Origin of the sequence: Nonomuraea sp. NPDC049655 (assembly GCF_044465465.1) — a bacterium.
GTDB lineage: Bacteria > Actinomycetota > Actinomycetes > Streptosporangiales > Streptosporangiaceae > Nonomuraea.
In genome coordinates this window covers 409,287-428,034 of sequence record NZ_JBITLS010000011.1, presented here as the reverse complement: position 1 = coordinate 428,034, position 18,748 = coordinate 409,287, and the positions used below count along the sequence as shown (strand labels likewise).

Below are 18,748 nucleotides of genomic sequence, written 5' to 3'. Positions count from 1 at the left end.
GGGGCCGTCAGGTGGGGTGGGTCGCCCGCCTAATTGTTCGCTCCCCGGGCGGGTGGGCGGTGCCCGCCGCGCGCCGCCGCCCCGCCCCGGGCGCGGGGCGGGCGGGGCCCCCGCGGCCCGAGCTGCCCGGGGTCGAGATGTCGGGCGTCGCGCCCGCCTCGCTGGCCGGGTTCGACAACCTGTTGAAGAAGTTCGTGCTGGACCGGCGGATCACCGCCGCGCAGCTCGCCATCATGAAGAGCGGCAAGATCGTGCTGGCCAGGGGCTACCGCTACAACGACTTCTCCAGGGCGCTGCCCGCGGTCTCGCCGACGTCGTTGTTCCGGATCGCCAGCCTGAGCAAGAACATCACCTCCGCCGCGATCATGCGGCTGGTGCAGGACGGCAAGCTCAGCCTGTCGGCCAAGGTCACCCAGCTCCTCGGGCTCACCCCCCTCGACGAGCGCATGGGCCAGGTCACCGTGCTGCGCCTCATGCAGCACCTCGGCGGCTGGGACCGCGACGTCTCCAAGGACCAGCTCTGGCTGGACCACACCATCTCCGCCGCGCTCGACGTGCCGCTGCCGATCAGCCACGCCGACATCGTCAAGTACGCCACCGCCCGGCGGCTCGACTTCGACCCCGGCACCAAGATGGTCTACAGCAACTACGGCTACCTGCTGCTGGGCCGCGTGATCGAGAAGGTCTCCGGCATGTCGTACGAGTCGTACGTCACGACCAAGCTGCTCCAGCCGCTCGGCATCACCCGCATGCGGCTCGGCGCCAGCCTGCGGAGCGAGGCCGCGCCCGGCGAGGTCGCCTACGAGTCGCAGTACACGCACACGTCGGTGGTGGACGCCTCCGGCACCGTCGTCCCCTACCCGTACGGCGGCTTCAACATGCCGAACCAGGACGCCAACGGCGGCTGGCTCGCCTCCGCCGTCGACCTGGTCCGCTGGACCCTCGCCTTCGACAAGCCCGGCACGGTGCTGAGCTCGGCCTCGATCGCCAAGCTGGTCGCCAAGCCGGAGATCGGCGTCAACCAGAACGGATCCTGGTACGGCGGCGGCTGGTGGGTGCGCCAGGTCACCGGCCACCTCAACACCTGGCACAGCGGCTCGATGCCCGGCACGTACTCCTACCTGGCCCGGCTGCAGAACGGCTTCAGCTACGCGGTCGTGTTCAACCGCAGGGAGGAGACCGGGTCGCTCGACTTCGACGCGCTCGACGACGACATGAACAAGGTCACCGTCTCCTCCTGGCCCACGACGGACCTGACGTCCCGCTACTTCTGAACACGCCGCGAGGGCCGGGACATCACCACGGCTGAGCACATCGCGGGCTTCAGGTGCTCATTTCAGTGACTGGAGCTCCTTCAGGTAGTCCTTCAGCGGCTTGAGACCCACCTCCGCGCGCCGTTCGTCGACCCGCGCCTCGTCCTCGATCGGGGTGCGGGGCCGCCATCCGCCCTCGGGGATGGTCTCCCACTGCGTCCCGTACACCCGGGGGCATCTCCAGGCCTCGGCGCTGGAAGGCCAGGTCGCGGTCGGCGTGCTGGACGAGGGCCCAGGCCGCCTGCGCGCCGTCCTTGCCGACCAGTTCGTACCCCGGCCAGCCGTAGGCGTCGAGGATCTGCCGCATGCGCTCCGTGCTGGCCTTCTCGGTCCGGTCCCAGTCCTCCTGGCCGGCCTCTAGGGTGCGCTGCTCCTGGTCCGTCTTGAGCATCTTCAACAGTTCGGCCCGCAGCGCGGGGTTCCTGGGGGTGTCGTCACCGCACGCCGTGACCATGAGGAACGCCGCGAACAGTCACAGGGACAAGACCCGCATGCCCTCGATCGTCCCTTCGTCCGTCCCGGGACGCGAGGGATGACCGCTACATCCGGGTAGGCGCGCTCACATCCGGGTACGCGCGTACGCCTGCAGCGCGTCGCGGACGAATCTCGCCCCGGCGGCGTCGTCGTACATGGCGGCGAAGCGGGGGTCGTCCACGTACATGTCGCCGAGGCAGCTCACCATCTCGATCGAGCGCTCCCGGTCGCCCTCGGCCGTGGGCGTGCCCGGGATCTGGCTCAGCCACCGCACGTGCCGGGCGGCCAGCGACTGGGCGCGGTCGGACGTCGGCGAGACCCCGGCCTGCGCCGCGACGACCCACGCGGCGACCAGGTCCTCGGCCGCCCGCTTCCAGGCCCGCTGCTGGTCGAGCGTCTTGCCGTGCCACCAGTCGTTGCTCGCCTGGAACGCGCGCTCGCCCCAGCGTGCGATCACGTCGTCCTTGTAGTGGTCGTTGAAGCCGGCCAGCATGACGTCCATCCGCGGTTCGGCCCCCGCCAGCAGGGCGTCCAGCGTGTGACGGACCGAGCTGATCTGCCGGTCGATGCGGTCGCGCTCGTCCTCCAGCGCGGCGATGTGGGCCCGCAGCCCGTCACACGCGTCCACCTCGTCGGCCAGGACCTCGGCGATGGCCGGCAGGCCCATGCCGAGCCGGCGCAGCAGCAGGATCCGCTGCAGCCGCACGACCGCGGCGGAGTCGTAATGGCGGTGGCCGTTCGCGCCCACCCGGGACGGGATCAGGAGCCCGACGCTGTCGTAGTGCCGCAGGGTGCGGCTGCTGACGCCGGCCCTGGCCGCCAGCTCCTGGATCGTCCACTCCATCGTTCCAGTGTCACCCGCGGCGGAGCGTGGTCGCGATGATCTCCGCGCTGTCGGCGTGCAGGGCCTGCGCCGCCGTCCGGCCGGTCGCCGCCAGGTAGGCGTCGACCAGACGGTTGCCCGCGGCGTACCCGGCGCCCATCGGCAGGCCCACCGGGGTGACGCCGAGGTGCTCGGCGCCGGCGTCGCCGTGCACCCAGGCGGTGAAGTTCTCCATGCCCGTGACGTCGAGGCCGGTGAGCACCTTGTCGAAGACCGCGTCGTCGTGCAGGTGCGGCACGCCGATGCGGGCGTAGCCGAGCTCGTCGCCGTAGAGCTGGCGGGCGAAGGCGTCGGCCAGGCCCTCGCCGACGATGTGCTCGCCGACCGTGACGGTCATCGGGTCCCACACCACTCCGCCCGGGCTCCATCGCAGGTTGTGGTGGAGCTCGTGCACGGCGGTGGCCTCCAGCCGCTCCACGTTCTCGGGGAAGGGCCAGAGCGTGATGGCGATGTTGCCCGAGATGCCGCCGAACCCGGTCAACCCCTTGCAGGGCCCCATGAAATGCTCGTCAGCCGGGTCGCCGAGCACGAACAGCACGGTGATGTCCGGAACCGCCAGCCCCGGCGTCGCCTCCGTCAGCACGGCGAGAGCGTCGTCGAGCGCGCGCCGCATGCGCTCCCAGGCTCCGGCCGCCTCCAGGGTGTCCAGCGCGTCAAGACAACGCTCCTCGTCACGGTCGATGGGGAACCCGGACGTCTGGAGATGCACGGACACCAGATCGACCTCGCCCGGGTGGTAGCGGTACATCCCGGCGTTGGGCTCCAGCATCGAACGCAGCAGGCCGGCGCGGTCCGCCATGGGGGCCAGCAGGATCCGCCGCATGGCGGAGCAGGTGTCAAGAACGGTGATCGACATGGCCCCGATGCTAGAAGTTGACGCAACGTCAACGTCAAACCAGCGCCATCCGGCTTTCGTGACTGCTCAGAAGGGGATTAGGGCGTTACTGCTGATCCTTGGGAGCCAAACGGGGAGCCTGCTCTCCCGGCTGGCGCCAATTGGTGCCGATCCCCGCTGCGTCTGCGATGATTTTGAACTCCCGCCAGATGTGACTGCGGTTCATCGGTGTTCCATCTTCTCGACGGAACACGTGTGCGGTGTCTTCTCGTCGTTCTTCTGATTCGAGACGTTCCGCTGCCCTTGCGTTGTGCAGTTAGCCCAGAAACTGGACACCCCATATAGGGACTTTGAGGATACCGCGGGATTTTGGGCCCTTGGTGTCTCCGTTCACTCGTTCAGCGCGGAAAACCGCTATTGTTCCTGCTTTTATGCCTACCTCCGTCCATCTGAGAGCGCGAGCTTCTTCCGTGTGTATCCCGCAGAGCAGGCACAGGATTACGCATGCCTTGATCGGGCTTGTGAGTGCTGCCTGAGACATCGACGAGGCTGGCGACGTTCCGCTGAGCCTTGTCTCTTTTCTGGGCGTGACGGATCGCCCATCTAACGATCTGATGGATCAGACGTAGCGTTCGGGGCGAGAGCTCTTCTGCACTTCCGTGAGCCGCGACAAGAACCACCTGCACGGTCAGTACCTGGCGGCTTTCTACTCCCGCTACCGCGTCGGGAATGAGAACCAGTTCTGGGTCAGAATCGCCAACTGACACCGGTCGGGGGCGCGGAGGCGACTTCGTCGCGCCCCCGGCCTCCACCTCGAAGGAGGAACGCATGGATCACGACACCGATCTGTGGAATCGGCTCGCCGCGCACGGCATCGACTTCGAGACCCCCTTCCGCGGCGTCTGGTGCGAGGGGCTCACCGTCGAGCAGGCGGCGCACCGGCTGGGCGCCGACCCGGACACCGCCCGGCCCGGCGTCATCCGGGAGATCGTGACGGGCGAGTATCGCGGGCAAGAGGGCGGAGTCGTCTGGATCGGCGATTACGCCCCCGGCTGGATCCTGGCGATCCAGCTCGACGGGAACCGGCTCTGGGAGTGGGACGCCTGGGCGCGTCTCTCCGGCGAGAAGGGCAGACTGCTCAGCCTCGGCTGGCCACTGCACGACCTCGATGGTGTGGAAGACCTCCAGTACCTTGTCGGCGGGGAACTAGTCACCTCCCTGGTCGTCGGCGACCCCGAGGAGCGGGACGGTAGCGATCCCGACGCGCTCGACGACTACCTCGACGGCCTGTCCTTCTTCGGCGACACCGCGTACGCGGAGGTCACCTCGGCCCTGCGCCTCATCGGCCGGATCACCGGCAGGGAGATCGACGACGCGTGGCTCGACGGCACGCACACCCGCTATGCCATCAGGGAGAGCTCCGGCTAAGCGCGCCCCTCGGCGGGGGCGAGCGCCCCCGCTGGGAGGCGTACCTGATGCGCGCCTTCCCCTGGATCCAGGCCCACCAGGAACAGGACGAGGCCGCGCACGCGCGGGGATGGCTCCGAGGCGCGGGGGGCAGGCAAGGGAAAGTTCTGAGGCGCTCGCATCATAGCTGCCCTATGCATGCTCCAGCCAACGAATCGGCCGCAGAGCGGTGGCGGACGAATCGCCAGCTCGTTCAGGTCCTCGGACACGCTGGGGACGGGCAACGGCCAGCGGTTCGGGAGCCAGGGGAGGGAGTCAAAGCCCGCCGACGAAGACCGACATCACGAGACCGGCAGTGACGATGAGGCAGGTGGAAGGCTCCCCGTTCGACTCCTTCAGACCATGTCAGACCCTCTTCGCCTGCCGCAACGTCAACATCAACGTCGACGTCAAACCGAGTTTTGTCCCAGGGCGGAACCCGGCCAGACTGGGCCGGACAGTTCGAAGGAGAACCTGATGGCCAAATACCTGCTGCTCAAGCACTACCGGGGCGCGCCGGCGGCGGTCAACGACGTGCCGATGGGACAGTGGACGCCGGAGGAGGTCGCGGCCCACGTCCAGTACATGCGGGACTTCGCCGCCCGGCTGCAGGAGAGCGGTGAGTTCGTCGACAGTCAGGGGCTCTCGCCCGAGGGCACGTTCGTCCGCTACGACGGCGAGGGGCGGCCGCCGGTCACCGACGGCCCGTTCGCCGAGACCAAGGACCTGATCGCCGGCTGGATGGTGATCGACGTCGCGAGCTACGAACGGGCGCTGCAGCTGGCCGGTGAGCTGTCCGCGGCCCCCGGCGCGGGTGGCGAGCCGATCCACGAGTGGCTGGAGGTGCGGCCCTTCCTGACCGGGACCCACCTGGTGGCCGAGTGAACGAGTCGTTTCCTGACCGGGACGCACCTGGTGGGCGGGTGAACGAGTCGTTTCCTGACCAGGGCGCACCTGGTGGCCGGGTGAACGAGTCGCTGCTGCGGGAGCTGGTGCCTGCCGTGATCGGCGTCGTCGTCCGGCGCGGCGCGGACTTCGCGGCGGCCGAGGACGCCGTCCAGGACGCCCTGACCGAGGCCGTGCGCGTATGGCCGGACGACCCGCCCCGCGACCCCAAAGGCTGGCTGGTCACCGTGGCCTGGCGCAAGTTCCTCGACGCCGCCCGCGCCGACGCCTCCCGGCGGCACCGCGAGACCCGCGTCGACAGCGAGCCCCCGCCGGGCAACGCGGAGGCGGTGGACGACACGCTCCAGCTGTACTTCCTGTGCGCGCACCCGTCCCTGACGCCGGCCTCGGCCGTCGCGCTCACGCTGCGCGCGGTCGGCGGGCTGACCACGCGCCAGATCGCGCAGGCGTACCTGGTGCCGGAGGCGACCATGGCCCAGCGGATCAGCCGGGCCAAGCGCACCGTCTCCGGCGTGCGGTTCAACCAGCCCGGCGACGTCGCCACCGTGCTGCGCGTGCTCTACCTGGTCTTCAACGAGGGCTACTCCGGCGACGTCGACCTCGCCGCCGAGGCGATCCGGCTCACCCGGCTGCTCGCGGCGAAGATCAGGCACGAGGAGGTCGCGGGCCTGCTCGCGCTCATGCTGCTGCACCACGCCCGGCGGCCGGCACGCACCGCTCCCGACGGGAGCCTCGTGCCCCTCGCCGAGCAGGACCGCGGCCTGTGGGACACCCGCCTGATCGCCGAGGGCGTCGACGTGCTCCAGGCGGCCCTCGCCCGCGACCGGCTGGGCGAGTTCCAGGCTCAGGCCGCCATCGCCGCGCTGCACGCCGACGCCCCGACGGCCGGGGAGACCGACTGGCCGCAGATCGTCGAGTGGTACGACGAGCTCGTGCGCCTCACCGGCAGCCCGGTGGCCCGACTCAACCGGGCCGTCGCCGTCGGCGAGGCCGACGGCCCGCGGGCCGGTCTGGCCGCCCTGGCCGAGCTCGACCCGGACCTGCCCCGCCACGCCGCCGTCGCGGCCTACCTGCACGAACGCGCCGGCGACCCGGCCACCGCGGCCCGGCTCTACACCGAGGCCGCCCGATCAGCCCCCACCCTCCCCGAACGCGACCACCTCACCCGCCAGGCGGCCCGGCTGGGCGGGGCGTGAGGGTCCGGGGCTGACGTCGTCCAGGCGGCCGGACCCTCAGCCTCCGGTGACGACGAGCACCAGCCCCGACGCGACCAGCCCCACCTCGACCACCACCACGAACGCGCCGGCGGGCAGCCGGTCGACGATCTTCTTGCCCGCCCAGGCCCCGGCCGCGCTCGCCGGCGCCAGCGCCAGCCCGGTGGCGACGCCGGACGTGGTGAGCACGGCGGCCGCGCCGAAGACGACCAGCTTGGTCAGGTGCATCACCACCGCCGCCGCGGCCTCGGTGCCGATGTAGGCACCCCGCAGCAGGCCACGGGCCAGGAAGAACGGCGCGACCATCGGCCCCATGGAGCCGACCAGCGCCGAGCCGAACCCGGACACGGCTCCGACGGCCGCGAACGCCGTGTCGTCCAGCCGGACGCCATGCGGCCGCCTGCGTCGCCAGACCACCATGACCAGCAGGAACACCCCGATGACCCGGGTCAGCGCGGCCAGCGGGGCGGCGGCGAACACCAGCGCGCCGGCCGCGGCGGCGGGAACCGCCCCGGCCGCGAAGACGCCCACCAGACGCCGGTCGACCTCGTCCCGGTTGAACCACACCCGGCTGCCGTTGCCGGCGAGCTGCGCGACGGTCAGCACCGCGACGGCGTCCCGGGTGCCCAGGACCGCGACGAACACCGGCAGCAGCAGCACCCCGCCGCCGAACCCGGCCACCGCCGACAGCGTCGCGGTGGCGAACGTCGCCGCCACCATGACGACCACGACCAGGACGGTGTTCACGCTTCTCACCTCCCCCGGGGGGCGCGGCCTGTCATTCTCCGGACGCGGAGCAGCAGGAGCAGCCGGGGGCACGTCCGTCCGCCTGCTCCTCAAGGCCGGCCGGGACGGCGCAGCAGGCGTCACCGCGCCAGGCTTCGCGGCCTTCCTTGACCGCGACCGCCGCGATCACCAGCGCGGCGACCGGGTCGGCCCAGGACCAGCCGAACAGGCTGTTGAGCGCCAGTCCCACCAGCAGCACGCCGGACAGGTAGGTGCACAGCAGGGTCTGCTTGGAGTCGGCCACCGCGGAGGCGGAGCCGAGCTCGCGTCCGGCGCGGCGTTGCGCGTGGGACAGGAACGGCATGATCACCAGCGACAACGCGGCCAGGATCAGGCCGGGCGTCGAATGCTCGGCCTCACCCACCCCCAGCAGCGTACGGACGGCGTCGAAGGTGACGTAGGCGGCCAGCGCGAAGAAGGAGATCGCGATGACGCGCAGTGCCGTCCTCTCCCGCCTTTCATGGTCGGCGGCGGAGAACTGCCAGGCCACCGCGGCGGCCGAGGCGACCTCCACCACCGAGTCCAGCCCGAACCCGACCAGCGCGGCGGAGGAGGCCAGAGTGCCGGCGGTGATGGCCGCCACCGCCTCGATCACGTTGTAGGTGATGGTGGCCGCGACCAGCAGGCGGATGCGGCGCCGCAGGGCCGTCCGGCGCGCCGGGGTGGTGAGGTGCGCGGCGGTCACGACACCGGCTCCTGCGCGACCTCGACGGGGCCGGGACGCAGCGTCACGGCGTGTCCGGCGGCGGCCAGCAGTTGTTCGGCGGAGGCGAGCAGGTCCATCAGCTCGGGCCGGGTCAGGGAGTAGAACGACTGGCGGCCCTCGGCGCGGTAGTCGATCAGGCCGCAGTCGCGCAGGCAGGCCAGATGCTTGGACACCGTGGACTGGGCCAGGCCGAGCTGGGTGGTCAGGTCGACCACGCGGGCCTCGCCGCGGGCCAGGCGCTGGACGATGCGCAGCCGGGTCTCGTCGGCCAGGGAGTGGAACAGCGCGGCCGCGGGGGAGATGCCGGCGGCGATGTCCGCACTGACACAACGGCCACCTTCAGAATCAATCGCCATGTGGCGATGTTAGCCCGGATTTGGCATCTATGCGAGGGTGGTGGTGTCCGCCTGGAGGTCGGTCTCTCGCCTTCCGGTGTCTGTCCGGAAGTGTTCGTCGGACCTCTGCCGGGTCTTTCGGGACGGGTGGGACCTGGGAGGCTCGCCTCCGTAAGTGCGCCAGGGTCGCGGGGCCGCCCCGCCGCCGATGAGCGCGAGACCGTCGTGACACTTCGAGTGCTCGGGACGACCGGCGTCGAGGCGGCGATCCTGGCGCGTTCCGCTCGCTGACCCGGCGCCCCTACCGACCGGCCTGTGTCCCGGCCGGTCGGCCGGGACGTTCGGCCGGGACGTTCGGCCGGGACGTTCGGCGGGCTCGCGCGGGTCAGCGTTCGCAGACGACGCCGTCGCCGTCGCGGTCCTGGTACCAGGCGTACTCGGGGTCGATGCCGCGGCGGTACGGGCCGTAGCCGGCGGCGTTCGCCTCGGCGCAGGTGCGGAAGCGCGGGTCCGTGCCGGCGGGCGGGGGCGATGTGGGGGACGGGGTCGGAGTCGGGGACGGCGTCGGTGTGGAGGTGGACGTGTCGCACCTGCCGGACCAGATCCGCAACTTCTCCGCCTTGGCCTTCGCCTGCTCCGCGCGGAAGAGGCTCTTGTAGCCGTCGTCCGGTTTGAACGGGACGGCCTTGCCGTAGCCGTAGCGGATCAGGTTGCGGTTGACGTGCACGCCCTTGGCGTTCCACACGTGCGAGGGCGGGACGCCCGGCGTCCTGGCGGTGAGCAGGTGGGCCGTCGTCCCGGGTGGCAGGAGCGCCGCCGTGCGGGCGGTGGCCGCCCTGGACCAGCACCGCCCGCGCTCGGGGGTGTCCACGCCGAGCAGCTGCACGCGGATCTTCGTGGTGCCGCGCACGACGTCGATGGTGTCGCCGTCCACGATCTTGACGACCCGGGCCGCGACCGTGCCCTTGGGGACGGCGGCCGCGTCGGCCGGCGCGCTCAGGGCGAGGGTGAGGGGCAGCAGGGCGGCCGTGGCGGTGACGATCCTGGCCGTGCTCGCGTTCGTAGGCATGGCGTGACTCCAGGGACGGATGGTCCGGACGTGAGGAGACGCGCCGACGGAGACAGGGGTGTACCGCCGGAAGGGCACGGTTATGTCACTCCTGGTCGAGGTGCGGCGACGCTGCGCTTAGGGTTTGACTGATCGCCGGCCCCCGTGGGGTGGCCGACGTCCAAGGTCAGAGGCTTGTGCGGCCCTCCTCGGCCTGCCTCGTGCGGACGGTTGCGCGTGCGGGGCCGGGTGGGTCGTCAGGGACGGTCGGGCGCCGGAGCCGCGATATGCTCGTACTGGTGTTCGATAAGCTGCCTGCCTCTGGGGGAGTGTCGTGGTTGTCACCAAGGAAGCCGGATGGGTGGGCTTGAGCTGGGATGACTGGTCCGATCTGAGCGAGATCCGCGCCCGCCTCGACTCCGGCGCCGATCCGCATGCCGACCTGTGGCACGAGGGGCCGCTCCTCCACCTCGCGGCCGAGTACGGCTCGCCCGAGGTGGTCGCCGAGCTGGCCCGCCGGGTCGGCGACGTCGATGCCGCGTACGAAGGGCACAGCGCCCTCTGGCGGGCCGTGTTCGCCCACCAGAGGGACAACGCGCTCGCCCTGGTCGCCGCCGGGGCCGATCCGTGGCGGCCGATGACGGGCGGCTGGTCGCCCGGGCGGCTCAGCCTGGCCGGTCCCAACCCGGGCCTGTTCTTCCCCTTCCCGCGCGACAAGCCCACGCTCTCGGAGGCGGAGAACGCCGCCGTCGTGGAGGCCGAGCGGCTGATCGAGGCCCTGGGCGACTTCGAGTACGACGGGCTGGGGCTGGTGTGCGTCGCGGGCGTCACCGCGGCGGAGGCCGCGCGGCGACTCGGGGCGACGATGGCCGAGGGAGCCGGGATCGACGGGGTGCTCGACGAGCCGTACCCGTTCGAGCGGAACGGCCTGGTGGGAGCCACCGACGTGCCGGGCGGATGCGTGATCAGCCGGCGCCGGGGTTCCGAGGTGACCAGCGCCGACGTCATCAACCGCCTCTCGGCCGGGACGGTCTGCTACGCGATGTACGCCGATCCGAAGGGCGGCAACCAGGGCTACAGCTCGCGGGACGGTGTCGTCGAGGAGTGGGACGCGTATCCGGGCGGCGGCTGGGTGTCGCCGGACAGCTCGGCGGACGAGGTGCTGAACGCCTTCCTCTACCAGGGGGAGGGGGTGGCGTACTGCTGCGCGTACACGGGGCTGCGGCTCACCGACGCCCGGCCCGTCCTGGGGCCGCCCGACATCTGGCTGCACCTCCCGCCTCGCGGCTGACGCCGGTCGGCCGGTAGGTGCTGCTCCGGAGTCAGGGCATGGCGGCCGAGGCCGCGCCCAGCACGGCTCCGTGTGCGCCCAGGGGCGAGAGCCGGACGGGGACGGAGTCCAGGGCGCGGGGCGCGTACCGGCGGATCGTCTCGAACAGGGGGACGGTCAGGAGCTCGCCGAGGCCGGTGACGCCGCCGCCCAGGACGATCACGTCCGGGTCCAGGAGGGTGGCGGCGGAGGCGATCGAACGGCCGAGGATGACGGCGGCCTCGTGGATCACCTCGCGGGCCAAGGGGTCGGCGGTTTCCGGCCCAGCCTGCTGTCCGGTGGCCCCTAGGGGGTTCCGCGGCTCGGGGGTTTCGGCCGGGTGTCGTGGGGCGGGGGGCTCGGTGTTGTGCGGGGCTGGGGGGAGGAATTCGAGGTCGGGGGACCGGGTGTTGTGCCGGGATGTGGGGAGAGATTTGAGGTCGGGGGCGGTGCCGCCGCGGGCGTGGTAGGCCGACAGGATCGCCGGGCCTGACGCGTACGCCTCCAGGTGGCCCGTCGCGCCGCAGGGGCACGGGCGGTCGGCGTCGGCGTCCGGGGGCAGGACGGCCGGGGTGTGGCCGAGGGAGCCCGCCATGCCGTTGCGGCCACGCAGGAGCTCGCCGTCCCGTACGAGGGCGCCGCCGACGCCGGTGCCGATCGTGAGGACCAGGGCCAGGCGGCTGCCCCGGGCCGCGCCGTGCCGGGCCTCGCCGAGCGCCCAGGCGTGGACGTCGTTGAGCACGGTGACGGGCAGGCCGAGCCGTTGGGTGAAGGCGGTGGCCAGGTCGGTGCCCCGCCAGCCGGGCAGGGCGTCGGTGGCGTGCGTGACCACGCCGTTGTCGTCGATCGTCCCGGCGCTGCCGACTCCGCAGGCGATGACGTTCATTCCGGCGGCGTGTGCCTGGTTGAGGCGGTCTTCGGCCAGCTCCAGCGCGGCGGCCAGCACCGCTGCGGCGCCACCTTCGGCGGGTGTGGGGACGCGGGCGGGGAGGTGGATCTCCGTCTCGCCCCCGGTGGCCGAGGCCGGGATCAGGGCGGCGGCGGTCTTGGTGCCGCCGATGTCGATGCCGAGCACGGCGGGCATGGAGTTCGTGCGGCGTCGCACGGTGGGGGTGCTGTTCAACTGGGTGTGTACCGCCGGGGTGCTGTTCGGCGAGCTGGTGCGGGTGGCGGCTGGGCGGCGTTGTGAGGGGGGCATGGCGTCGTCGGTGTGGTGAGGATGGACGCGGGGTGGGGTGGGGGTCACCGGCTTCCCCTGGGGGTGGCCGCGGTGAGGTGGCGGGTGAGGGCGAGGGGGTCGGTGATGGCGGCGCCGATCACGACCGACCAGGCGCCGCGGGCGAACGCCTCCGCCACGTGGGCGTCGGTGCGGAGCCGGCCCTCGGCGACCGTACGGACCCCGAGGGCGGCGAGTTCTCCGACCAGATCGAGGTCGGGCTCATGGGGGAGCCCCGGCCGTGGAGCGGCCCCGGTCTCGGGGCGGGAGGTGGAGTCAGCGGCGGCGGCCCCCAGGGGCACGGCGGGATCAGTGGTGGTGGAACCCCGGGTGACGGCGGGGTCGCCCGCGAGGGCCTGGGCCCCGTGGAGGGTGGGGTCGGCGAGCAGGGCGGGGGTGGGGGCGGTGTAGGGGGTGTAGCCGGCGAGGGTGGTGGAGATCAGGGCTGCGCCTCGGTTCCAGGCCAGCAGTCCTTCCTCCGCTGTCGAGACGTCGGCCATGACGGGCACGCCCAGCTCCTTCCATACCCGTTCGACCAGGAACGGCAGGTCGCCCGCTTCCGGTTCGGCCTCCGCCGTCACCTCCAGGGCGACCATGTCGGCGCCGGCTCGCACCAGGGATTCGCACAGGGCGAAGGTGGGGGTGATCAGGGGGCGGGCGTGGGGGCGGGGGACCTTGGCCAGGCCGATCAGGGGCAGGCCGGTGACGGCCTTGACCGCGCGGACGTCCTCGGGGCCGTTCACGCGCAGTCCGGCCGCGCCGCCGAGTTCGGCGCAGCGGGCGAGGAGCGCGATGGTGCGCGGGTCGCGGAGGGGGTGGCCCTCGGGGGCCTGGCAGCTCACGACCAGGCCGCCTTCGATCGCGGTCACCACATCCATTTGGTACAGCCCAATCTTCCGGCATAGAGGCAGAAGGGCCTACCTCACTTGCCCGATTGGTATAGCCCAATTATGATCGGAGCGTCAAGAGCACCCCCTGACCGAGGACGACCACCCGTGACGAAGATCGGCCGGCTCACAGACCATCTGCTCACGCTCATCGACACCGAGCTGAAGCCGGGCGAACGGCTGCCCGCCGAGCGCGATCTCGCCGAGGAGTTCGGGGTCAGCAGGCTGACCGTGCGGCGGGCGGTCGACCGACTGGAGACGGACCAGAGGGTCTACCGCGTCCAGGGGGCGGGGACGTTCGTCGCGCACCGGAGCATCGCCAAGACGATCGAACTGACGTCGTTCAGCGAGGACATGCGGGGGCGGGGGCTGGAGCCGGGGTCGCGACTGCTGGAGGCGGCCGAGGTGCCCGCCGGGGCGCGGGTGGGGCAGGCGCTCGGCATCAGCCCGGCGGACGCGGTCGTGCGGCTGTGCCGGGTCCGTACGGCCAACGGTTCTCCGATGTGCCTGGAGCGTGCCCACGTGCCGGCCGCGTTCGTGCCCGGACTGCTCGACCGGCCGCTCGGCGGGTCGCTGTACGAGGTGCTGGCGGGGGCGTACCGGATCAGGCTGGAGCGGGCCGAGCAGTCGATCAGGGCCACGGTGCTGGAACCGGAGGAGGCGGAGCTGCTGGAGGCGGCGCCCCTGGCGCCGGCGTTGCTGGTCGAACGGGTGGCCTACGACCAGCGGGGAAGGGCGGTCGAGGCGGCCAAGTCGATCTACCGGGGCGACCGCTACTCCTACGAGATCGCGATTCGGCGGTGAGGGCCTGCCGGGGCGAAGGGGGCTTGCCGGGAGGCGACGGGTGGGGTAGACGACGGAAGGACGGGATTGTCCTCAAAGAGGTCGATCGGAGTGCTCGACCATGCGTCAGAGAGGTCGATCGGGGTGTTCGGCCGTGCGATGGAGTGACATGTCGGGGCGGCGGCGGGCGGTGCTGCTCGGGCTCGGTTCGGCTGAGTTGGTGCTCACGGGGGCCGCCGCCGTGGATCTGTGGCGCCGGCCGCAGCGGGAGATCCACGGCTGGAAGGGCGTCTGGTGGCTGGGCATCTTCGTGCAGCCGTTCGGGCCCATCGCCTACCTGGCGTACGGCAGGCGAAGGGGCCGCGGGCGCTGACGCGAGCCACCCCTGACGCGGGCGTCGAAGCTCCCGTGCCGCCGGGCGGTGAAGCCGCGCGTAGGCGGTGAAGCCGCGCGTAAGCGGGTGAAGCCGCGCGTAAGCGGGGGAAGCCGCGCGTCAGTGGGCGGTGAAGCCGCCGTAGCCGTTGGGGTTCATGGTCGCGTGCGGACAGAAGCCGCCGTAGCCGTTGGTGTTCATCCGCGGGTGTCCACCCAGACGCTCACCGTGGTGTGCGGTGTGATCCCGGTGTAGGAGGTCTGCCCGGCCGGCACCCACGGGCCCTCGATCGGGATCAGGCCGACCTCGGGCAGGAAGTGGCGCTGGATCACGTGGATGCGGTGCTCGCCGGTGCCGCTCGGGCAGTAGCTGGTGGCCCAGCGTTCGGCCTGGTTGAGCTGGTACGTGCAACCGGTGGGCGCGGCGGAGGCGGCCGGGGCGCCCAGCAGGACCAGGCCCGTGACGAGGGCGGCGCAGCCGGCGGTCCGTCTTCTCGCGTTCATGCGGGGCTCCTCGAAGGTGTGCGCGCGGCGAGAATTGCTTAGGAAAGTTTCCTAAACATTAGAGCCCGGGAAGCCGTACCGTCAACGGTTCACCACCGGTCGTGAACCTGCGGCCGGATCAGCTCGTCGTAGACGGCCCGCACGGCCTCCAGCGTCTCCTCCGGGAGCGGCTCCAGATCGGCCGCGGCCGCGTTGGACCGTGCCTGGCCGGGGTTGCGCGCGCCGGGGATGACGACTGAGACGCCGGGCTGGTCGAGGATCCAGCGCAGCGCGAACTGGGCCATGGACGCCCCTTCGGGCACCAGCCCGGCCAGCCGCCGCACCGCCTCCAGGCCGGTGGCGAACTCCACGCCGGAGAAGGTCTCGCCGACGTCGAACGACTCGCCGTGCCGGTTGTAGGCGCGATGGTCGTCGGGGGCGAACACGGTGTGCTCGTCGTAGCGGCCCGACAGCAGGCCGCTGGCCAGCGGGACGCGGGCGATGACGCCCACCCCGGCCGCGCGGGCGGCGGGCAGCACCCGCTCCAGCGGCTTGAGCCGGAACGCGTTGAGGATGATCTGCACGGTCGCCACGCCGGGCCGGGCGATGGCGGTCAGCGCCTCCTCGCAGGTCTCGACGCTGACGCCGTACGCCGCGATCTTCTGCTCGGCGACCAGCGTGTCCAGGGCGTCGAAGACCGCGTCGGAGGAGTACACCGGGGTGGGCGGGCAGTGGAGCTGGACCAGGTCGAGGGTGTCCACGCCGAGGTTGCGCCGGGAGCGCTCGTTCCAGGCGCGGAAGTTGTCCATCACGTAGTTGGCCGGCACCTGCGCCGTCCGGCGGCCCATCTTGGTGGCCACGGTGAGCCCGGGATGCGCCTTGGCGAAGCGGCCGACGATCTGCTCGCTGCGGCCGTCGCCGTAGACGTCGGCGGTGTCGACGAACGTGACGCCCGCCGCCACGGCCGCCTCCAGGGTGGCGAACGCCTCGTCCTCGCTCACCTCGCCCCAGTCGGCGCCGAGCTGCCAGGCGCCGAGGCCCACGACGCCGACCTGGCGTCCCGTACGTCCGAGTGTGCGGTGTTCCATGCTGTTTGTCCGTTCGTCTGGTTCCTGCGACCAGTGTCCCGGACGAAAGGTACGGGCGCGCCGCGGGGGCACGCCCGTACGGCCGTCATCGGGGCCGGTAGCTGCACCGCACGCCCGTACGGCCGTCATCGGGGCCGGTAGCTGCACCGCACGCCCGTGTGCACGGTGGCCCGCAGCTCGTCCCCCAGTGCCTGGTCGGCCGACGAGACGCGGGAGATCGCCCGCCGGATCGCCTTGCCCACCGCGATCCGCGCGCGTTCCTCCGTGCCGGTGAACGGCCGCGCCCGCCCGCCGATCCCGGTCGCCGCCGACAGCTCGGCCACCAGCCATTCGCGTTCCAGGCGCAGCGCGGCGGCCCGTTCGAGGTCGTTCATCGCCTCCAGCTCGTCGATGTCGGCCTGCAACTGGGTCAGCCGCTTCCGGTAGGTCTCCCTGGCCAGGTCGTCCAGCACCGGCTGCGCCGAGGCCGGCTCGCTGTCCTGCGCCGGCGCGCCCGCGGCCAGGTCGGCCGCCAGGATCTCGCGGCCCGGGTTGGCGATCAGGGTCGCCAGGTGCTGCATGCCGACGCTGTGCTCGACGACCACCAGCCGCCCGCCGTGCTCGACCTGCCAGTGCCGTCCGTGCCTGCGCAGCCGGAACGCCCCGTGCGCCGCGCCCGCCCTGCCGACCACGGCGGGCAGCACCATGCCGAGCTCCCTGGCCTCCTGCGCGGCGGCGTTCTGGGCGGCCCGCGCCGCCTTGTCGTGCGGCCCGTCGCGCAGCGCGAGCGTCTGGCCGAGCCGCCAGCGCGACAGCGTCGCGGCGGGCCAGTGGCCGAGCGCGAGACTGGCCCGGACGGCCTCCGCCAGGTGCCCGGCGGCGCGGTCCACGTCGCCGGTCGTGAGCGCGGCCATGCCCAGGCTGTGCTGCACCGAGCCCAGGCAGAGCACGCCCAGGCTGGCCACCACCGGCAGAGCCGCGAACGGCAGCAGCAGCGCGTACGCCTCGGCGGCGGCGCCGGCGTCCTGGAGCAGGTGGGCGGTCTCGACGACGCAGTACATCGAGAACAGCCACGTGCTCGACCTCGGCAGGTTGGCCAGGTCCCGGCCGCGCAGCCGGGCCAGGTGACCGGCCGCCGCCCTGCGGTCGCCCGAGGTGGCCGCGGCCAGCGCCAGGCCCGCCAGGTAGGAGTTGTCGACCGGGCTGAGCGTGGGCGAGCTGACCAGGTCGGCCAGCACCGGCAGCAGCTCGGCCGTGCGGCCCTGGTACCAGCGGATGGCGGCGATCTGGCCGCCGTACCAGCCGGTGGCGTCCATGTCGCCGGCCTGGAGGCCGCGCTCGAAGCAGTCGCCGGCCATCTTCTCCGCCTGCTCGAACCGGCCCGCCCGGATGGCCAGCATCACCCTGATCACGTCGGTCACGAACCCGACGGCCAGGTGGTCGTGCTCGGCCAGCAGGCCCCGCAGCTCCTCCAGGCAGCGTCCGGCGTGCGGGTCGGCCGCCAGGTAGAGGTCGACCGTCCGCCACAGCAGGCCCATCAGCAGGTCGCCCCTGCGCCGGGTGACCGCCGCCTGGCCGATCAGCTCCCTGGCCAGCTCCAAGCGGGCCGGCCCGTGCTCCGGCCCGAGCAGGCAGTGGTGGGCCAGGCTCAGCGCCTCGGCCAGCGCCGCCGGATCGCCCGCGCTCCTGGCCCGCGCGACGAGCCGGAGGATCTCCTCGTGCCCGCCCGCACTGTAGTCCTCCTCCCCGGTCATCCTGATCCGCAGTCGCAGCGCCAGCGACGAGTGCGGATCGATCAGCGACAACGCGTGCCGCTGACGCGCGCGCACCATCTCCGACTCCGCGCACGTACGGTGCTCCTGCACCCACACCCCGCCCAGGCCGAGCGCCGCCCTGGCCAGGGCGGGCACGTCGCCGCACGCCTCGGCCTGCCGGTAGGCCGAGTCGAACCAGCGTCTGGCGGTCTGCAGATCCCCGTTCACGTACAAAGCGCGCTCACCGAGCACGAGCGCGAGCCTGATGTCCGGATACGGGGGCAGGCGAACCCCCAGCTCCTCTAAAACGCCCACGGTTTCCGTCCCCATTCGGTCATCCGGGCTGAGCTTCCAGACGGTCCCCCGAATACCGTTCTGCCGTAACGACGTACGGGGGCGGTGGACGGTTCAACCAAATGCGCTGGCTACCCTGTGCGCATGATTCGCCCCGCCACCCCAGCAGACGTCCCCGCCATCGTGCGCATGATCCTTGAGCTGGCCACGTACGAGAACGCCGCGCACGAGGTGCGCGTGACCGAGGAGATGCTGCGGACCTCGCTCTTCGGCGAGCGGCCCGCCGTGTTCGCGCACATCGCCGAGCAGGACGGCGAGCCCGTCGGCTTCACGATCTGGTTCCTGACCTACTCCACCTGGCGCGGCGTGCACGGCATCTACATGGAGGACCTGTACGTGCGCCCCGAGCACCGGGGCGGCGGCCACGGCCGCGCGCTGATGGCGGAACTGGCGAAGATCTGCGCCGAACGCGGCTACCAGCGCCTGGAGTGGTCGGTGCTCGACTGGAACGAGCCGTCCATCGCCTTCTACGACAAGCTCGGCGCCGAGCGGCAGGACGAGTGGCTGAAGTATCGGCTGACCGACGAGCCGCTGGAGCGGCTGTCCCGCTGAGGCCGTCGGTGAAGCTGAGGCCGCC

At 72.0% G+C, this 18,748-nt stretch carries 21 protein-coding genes and 1 pseudogene; 9 read left to right on the top strand and 13 right to left on the bottom strand.

The features are described 5' to 3' along the window. Positions 1–11 precede the first annotated feature (11 nt). Entirely contained in the window at positions 12–1,274 is a 1,263-nt protein-coding gene (locus ACIBQ6_RS33800; protein ID WP_397216815.1) for a serine hydrolase domain-containing protein, read from the top strand. A 57-nt stretch (positions 1,275–1,331) separates the two neighbouring features. Here the strand turns inward: ACIBQ6_RS33800 and ACIBQ6_RS33795 are convergent, their stop codons facing one another. The 4 genes and pseudogenes from ACIBQ6_RS33795 to ACIBQ6_RS33780 all read right to left on the bottom strand — a co-directional run bounded on the left by ACIBQ6_RS33795 (position 1,332) and on the right by ACIBQ6_RS33780 (position 3,526). Continuing rightward, on the bottom strand, positions 1,332–1,481 hold the full coding sequence (locus tag ACIBQ6_RS33795) for a hypothetical protein (RefSeq protein ID WP_397216818.1): 150 nt from the start codon (positions 1,479–1,481) through the stop codon (positions 1,332–1,334). 31 nt (positions 1,482–1,512) lie between these two features. Then, positions 1,513–1,767: pseudogene (locus ACIBQ6_RS33790) on the bottom strand (DUF6624 domain-containing protein); the annotation flags it as partial. 105 nt (positions 1,768–1,872) lie between these two features. Further along, positions 1,873–2,631 carry a TipAS antibiotic-recognition domain-containing protein gene (locus ACIBQ6_RS33785; protein ID WP_397216801.1) on the bottom strand — a complete coding sequence of 253 codons (759 nt, stop codon included), beginning with the start codon at positions 2,629–2,631 and terminating at the stop codon, positions 1,873–1,875. A gap of 10 nt (positions 2,632–2,641) precedes the next feature. Further along, on the bottom strand, positions 2,642–3,526 hold the full coding sequence (locus tag ACIBQ6_RS33780) for a DUF2268 domain-containing putative Zn-dependent protease (protein ID WP_358284377.1): 885 nt from the start codon (positions 3,524–3,526) through the stop codon (positions 2,642–2,644). Between the two features lie 807 nt (positions 3,527–4,333). Between ACIBQ6_RS33780 and ACIBQ6_RS33775 the strand changes: the two genes are divergently transcribed. The 3 genes from ACIBQ6_RS33775 to ACIBQ6_RS33765 all read left to right on the top strand — a co-directional run bounded on the left by ACIBQ6_RS33775 (position 4,334) and on the right by ACIBQ6_RS33765 (position 7,053). Beyond that, positions 4,334–4,933 (top strand): hypothetical protein, encoded by a 600-nt coding sequence (locus ACIBQ6_RS33775; RefSeq protein ID WP_352323174.1) that lies wholly within the window; start codon positions 4,334–4,336, stop codon positions 4,931–4,933. Positions 4,934–5,428: 495 nt separating this feature from the next. Beyond that, positions 5,429–5,836, top strand: a complete 408-nt coding sequence (locus ACIBQ6_RS33770; protein WP_387663729.1) for a YciI family protein — start codon at positions 5,429–5,431, stop codon at positions 5,834–5,836. A gap of 80 nt (positions 5,837–5,916) precedes the next feature. Further along, entirely contained in the window at positions 5,917–7,053 is a 1,137-nt protein-coding gene (locus ACIBQ6_RS33765; RefSeq protein WP_397216798.1) for an RNA polymerase sigma factor, read from the top strand. A gap of 36 nt (positions 7,054–7,089) precedes the next feature. Here the strand turns inward: ACIBQ6_RS33765 and ACIBQ6_RS33760 are convergent, their stop codons facing one another. The 4 genes from ACIBQ6_RS33760 to ACIBQ6_RS33745 all read right to left on the bottom strand — a co-directional run bounded on the left by ACIBQ6_RS33760 (position 7,090) and on the right by ACIBQ6_RS33745 (position 9,967). Further along, complete coding sequence (locus ACIBQ6_RS33760; RefSeq protein ID WP_397216796.1) at positions 7,090–7,818, bottom strand: TSUP family transporter; 729 nt, start codon at positions 7,816–7,818, stop codon at positions 7,090–7,092. A gap of 31 nt (positions 7,819–7,849) precedes the next feature. Further along, complete coding sequence (locus ACIBQ6_RS33755; protein ID WP_397216794.1) at positions 7,850–8,542, bottom strand: cation transporter; 693 nt, start codon at positions 8,540–8,542, stop codon at positions 7,850–7,852. Continuing rightward, complete coding sequence (locus tag ACIBQ6_RS33750) at positions 8,539–8,919, bottom strand: ArsR/SmtB family transcription factor (protein ID WP_397216792.1); 381 nt, start codon at positions 8,917–8,919, stop codon at positions 8,539–8,541. The genes ACIBQ6_RS33755 and ACIBQ6_RS33750 overlap by 4 nt, the downstream gene beginning before the upstream one ends. 364 nt (positions 8,920–9,283) lie before the next feature. Next, a complete protein-coding gene (locus tag ACIBQ6_RS33745) occupies positions 9,284–9,967 on the bottom strand; it encodes a thermonuclease family protein (RefSeq protein ID WP_397216790.1) in 684 nt (227 codons plus the stop codon). Positions 9,968–10,307: 340 nt separating this feature from the next. Here ACIBQ6_RS33745 and ACIBQ6_RS33740 point away from each other — a divergent pair, with 340 nt between their 5' ends. Beyond that, positions 10,308–11,237 carry an ankyrin repeat domain-containing protein gene (locus tag ACIBQ6_RS33740; protein WP_397216814.1) on the top strand — a complete coding sequence of 310 codons (930 nt, stop codon included), beginning with the start codon at positions 10,308–10,310 and terminating at the stop codon, positions 11,235–11,237. A 31-nt stretch (positions 11,238–11,268) separates the two neighbouring features. On the opposite strand, the gene ACIBQ6_RS33735 is transcribed toward ACIBQ6_RS33740, so the two are convergent. Beyond that, the gene (locus ACIBQ6_RS33735) at positions 11,269–12,360 is read right to left on the bottom strand and encodes an ROK family protein (protein ID WP_397216788.1); all 1,092 of its coding nucleotides are present in this window, start codon (positions 12,358–12,360) and stop codon (positions 11,269–11,271) included. On the opposite strand from ACIBQ6_RS33735, the gene ACIBQ6_RS33730 reads away from it, so the two are divergent. Next, complete coding sequence (locus tag ACIBQ6_RS33730) at positions 12,347–12,472, top strand: hypothetical protein (RefSeq protein WP_397216786.1); 126 nt, start codon at positions 12,347–12,349, stop codon at positions 12,470–12,472. The two genes, ACIBQ6_RS33735 and ACIBQ6_RS33730, sit on opposite strands and share 14 nt — an antisense overlap. 25 nt (positions 12,473–12,497) lie before the next feature. Here ACIBQ6_RS33730 and ACIBQ6_RS33725 read toward each other — a convergent pair whose 3' ends face one another. Then, a complete protein-coding gene (locus tag ACIBQ6_RS33725; RefSeq protein WP_397216784.1) occupies positions 12,498–13,349 on the bottom strand; it encodes an N-acetylmannosamine-6-phosphate 2-epimerase in 852 nt (283 codons plus the stop codon). Positions 13,350–13,466: 117 nt separating this feature from the next. Here ACIBQ6_RS33725 and ACIBQ6_RS33720 point away from each other — a divergent pair, with 117 nt between their 5' ends. Further along, on the top strand, positions 13,467–14,162 hold the full coding sequence (locus tag ACIBQ6_RS33720) for a GntR family transcriptional regulator (RefSeq protein ID WP_397216782.1): 696 nt from the start codon (positions 13,467–13,469) through the stop codon (positions 14,160–14,162). Positions 14,163–14,295: 133 nt separating this feature from the next. After that, positions 14,296–14,514: a PLDc N-terminal domain-containing protein gene (locus tag ACIBQ6_RS33715; protein ID WP_357965447.1), complete on the top strand. Its 219-nt coding sequence runs from the start codon at positions 14,296–14,298 to the stop codon at positions 14,512–14,514. A 197-nt stretch (positions 14,515–14,711) separates the two neighbouring features. Here ACIBQ6_RS33715 and ACIBQ6_RS33710 read toward each other — a convergent pair whose 3' ends face one another. From ACIBQ6_RS33710 to ACIBQ6_RS33700, 3 genes are all read right to left on the bottom strand, one after another. Continuing rightward, positions 14,712–15,017, bottom strand: coding sequence for a hypothetical protein (locus ACIBQ6_RS33710; RefSeq protein WP_358284404.1), 306 nt, complete (start codon positions 15,015–15,017; stop codon positions 14,712–14,714). Positions 15,018–15,106: 89 nt separating this feature from the next. Further along, the gene (locus ACIBQ6_RS33705) at positions 15,107–16,084 is read right to left on the bottom strand and encodes an aldo/keto reductase (RefSeq protein WP_397216779.1); all 978 of its coding nucleotides are present in this window, start codon (positions 16,082–16,084) and stop codon (positions 15,107–15,109) included. A gap of 125 nt (positions 16,085–16,209) precedes the next feature. Beyond that, positions 16,210–18,132: a hypothetical protein gene (locus tag ACIBQ6_RS33700; protein ID WP_397216777.1), complete on the bottom strand. Its 1,923-nt coding sequence runs from the start codon at positions 18,130–18,132 to the stop codon at positions 16,210–16,212. Positions 18,133–18,255: 123 nt separating this feature from the next. Here ACIBQ6_RS33700 and ACIBQ6_RS33695 point away from each other — a divergent pair, with 123 nt between their 5' ends. After that, positions 18,256–18,723 carry a GNAT family N-acetyltransferase gene (locus tag ACIBQ6_RS33695; protein ID WP_358284410.1) on the top strand — a complete coding sequence of 156 codons (468 nt, stop codon included), beginning with the start codon at positions 18,256–18,258 and terminating at the stop codon, positions 18,721–18,723. Positions 18,724–18,748: the final 25 nt, after the last annotated feature.

Coding starts and splice junctions, on each gene's coding strand:
- ACIBQ6_RS33775 (WP_352323174.1), top strand. CDS start 4,334: ATGGATCACGACACCGATCTGTGGAATCGGCTCGCCGCGCACGGCATC.
- ACIBQ6_RS33705 (WP_397216779.1), bottom strand. CDS start 16,084: ATGGAACACCGCACACTCGGACGTACGGGACGCCAGGTCGGCGTCGTG.
- ACIBQ6_RS33725 (WP_397216784.1), bottom strand. CDS start 13,349: ATGGATGTGGTGACCGCGATCGAAGGCGGCCTGGTCGTGAGCTGCCAG.
- ACIBQ6_RS33780 (WP_358284377.1), bottom strand. CDS start 3,526: ATGTCGATCACCGTTCTTGACACCTGCTCCGCCATGCGGCGGATCCTG.
- ACIBQ6_RS33710 (WP_358284404.1), bottom strand. CDS start 15,017: ATGAACGCGAGAAGACGGACCGCCGGCTGCGCCGCCCTCGTCACGGGC.
- ACIBQ6_RS33785 (WP_397216801.1), bottom strand. CDS start 2,631: ATGGAGTGGACGATCCAGGAGCTGGCGGCCAGGGCCGGCGTCAGCAGC.
- ACIBQ6_RS33770 (WP_387663729.1), top strand. CDS start 5,429: ATGGCCAAATACCTGCTGCTCAAGCACTACCGGGGCGCGCCGGCGGCG.
- ACIBQ6_RS33695 (WP_358284410.1), top strand. CDS start 18,256: ATGATTCGCCCCGCCACCCCAGCAGACGTCCCCGCCATCGTGCGCATG.
- ACIBQ6_RS33745 (WP_397216790.1), bottom strand. CDS start 9,967: ATGCCTACGAACGCGAGCACGGCCAGGATCGTCACCGCCACGGCCGCC.
- ACIBQ6_RS33750 (WP_397216792.1), bottom strand. CDS start 8,919: ATGGCGATTGATTCTGAAGGTGGCCGTTGTGTCAGTGCGGACATCGCC.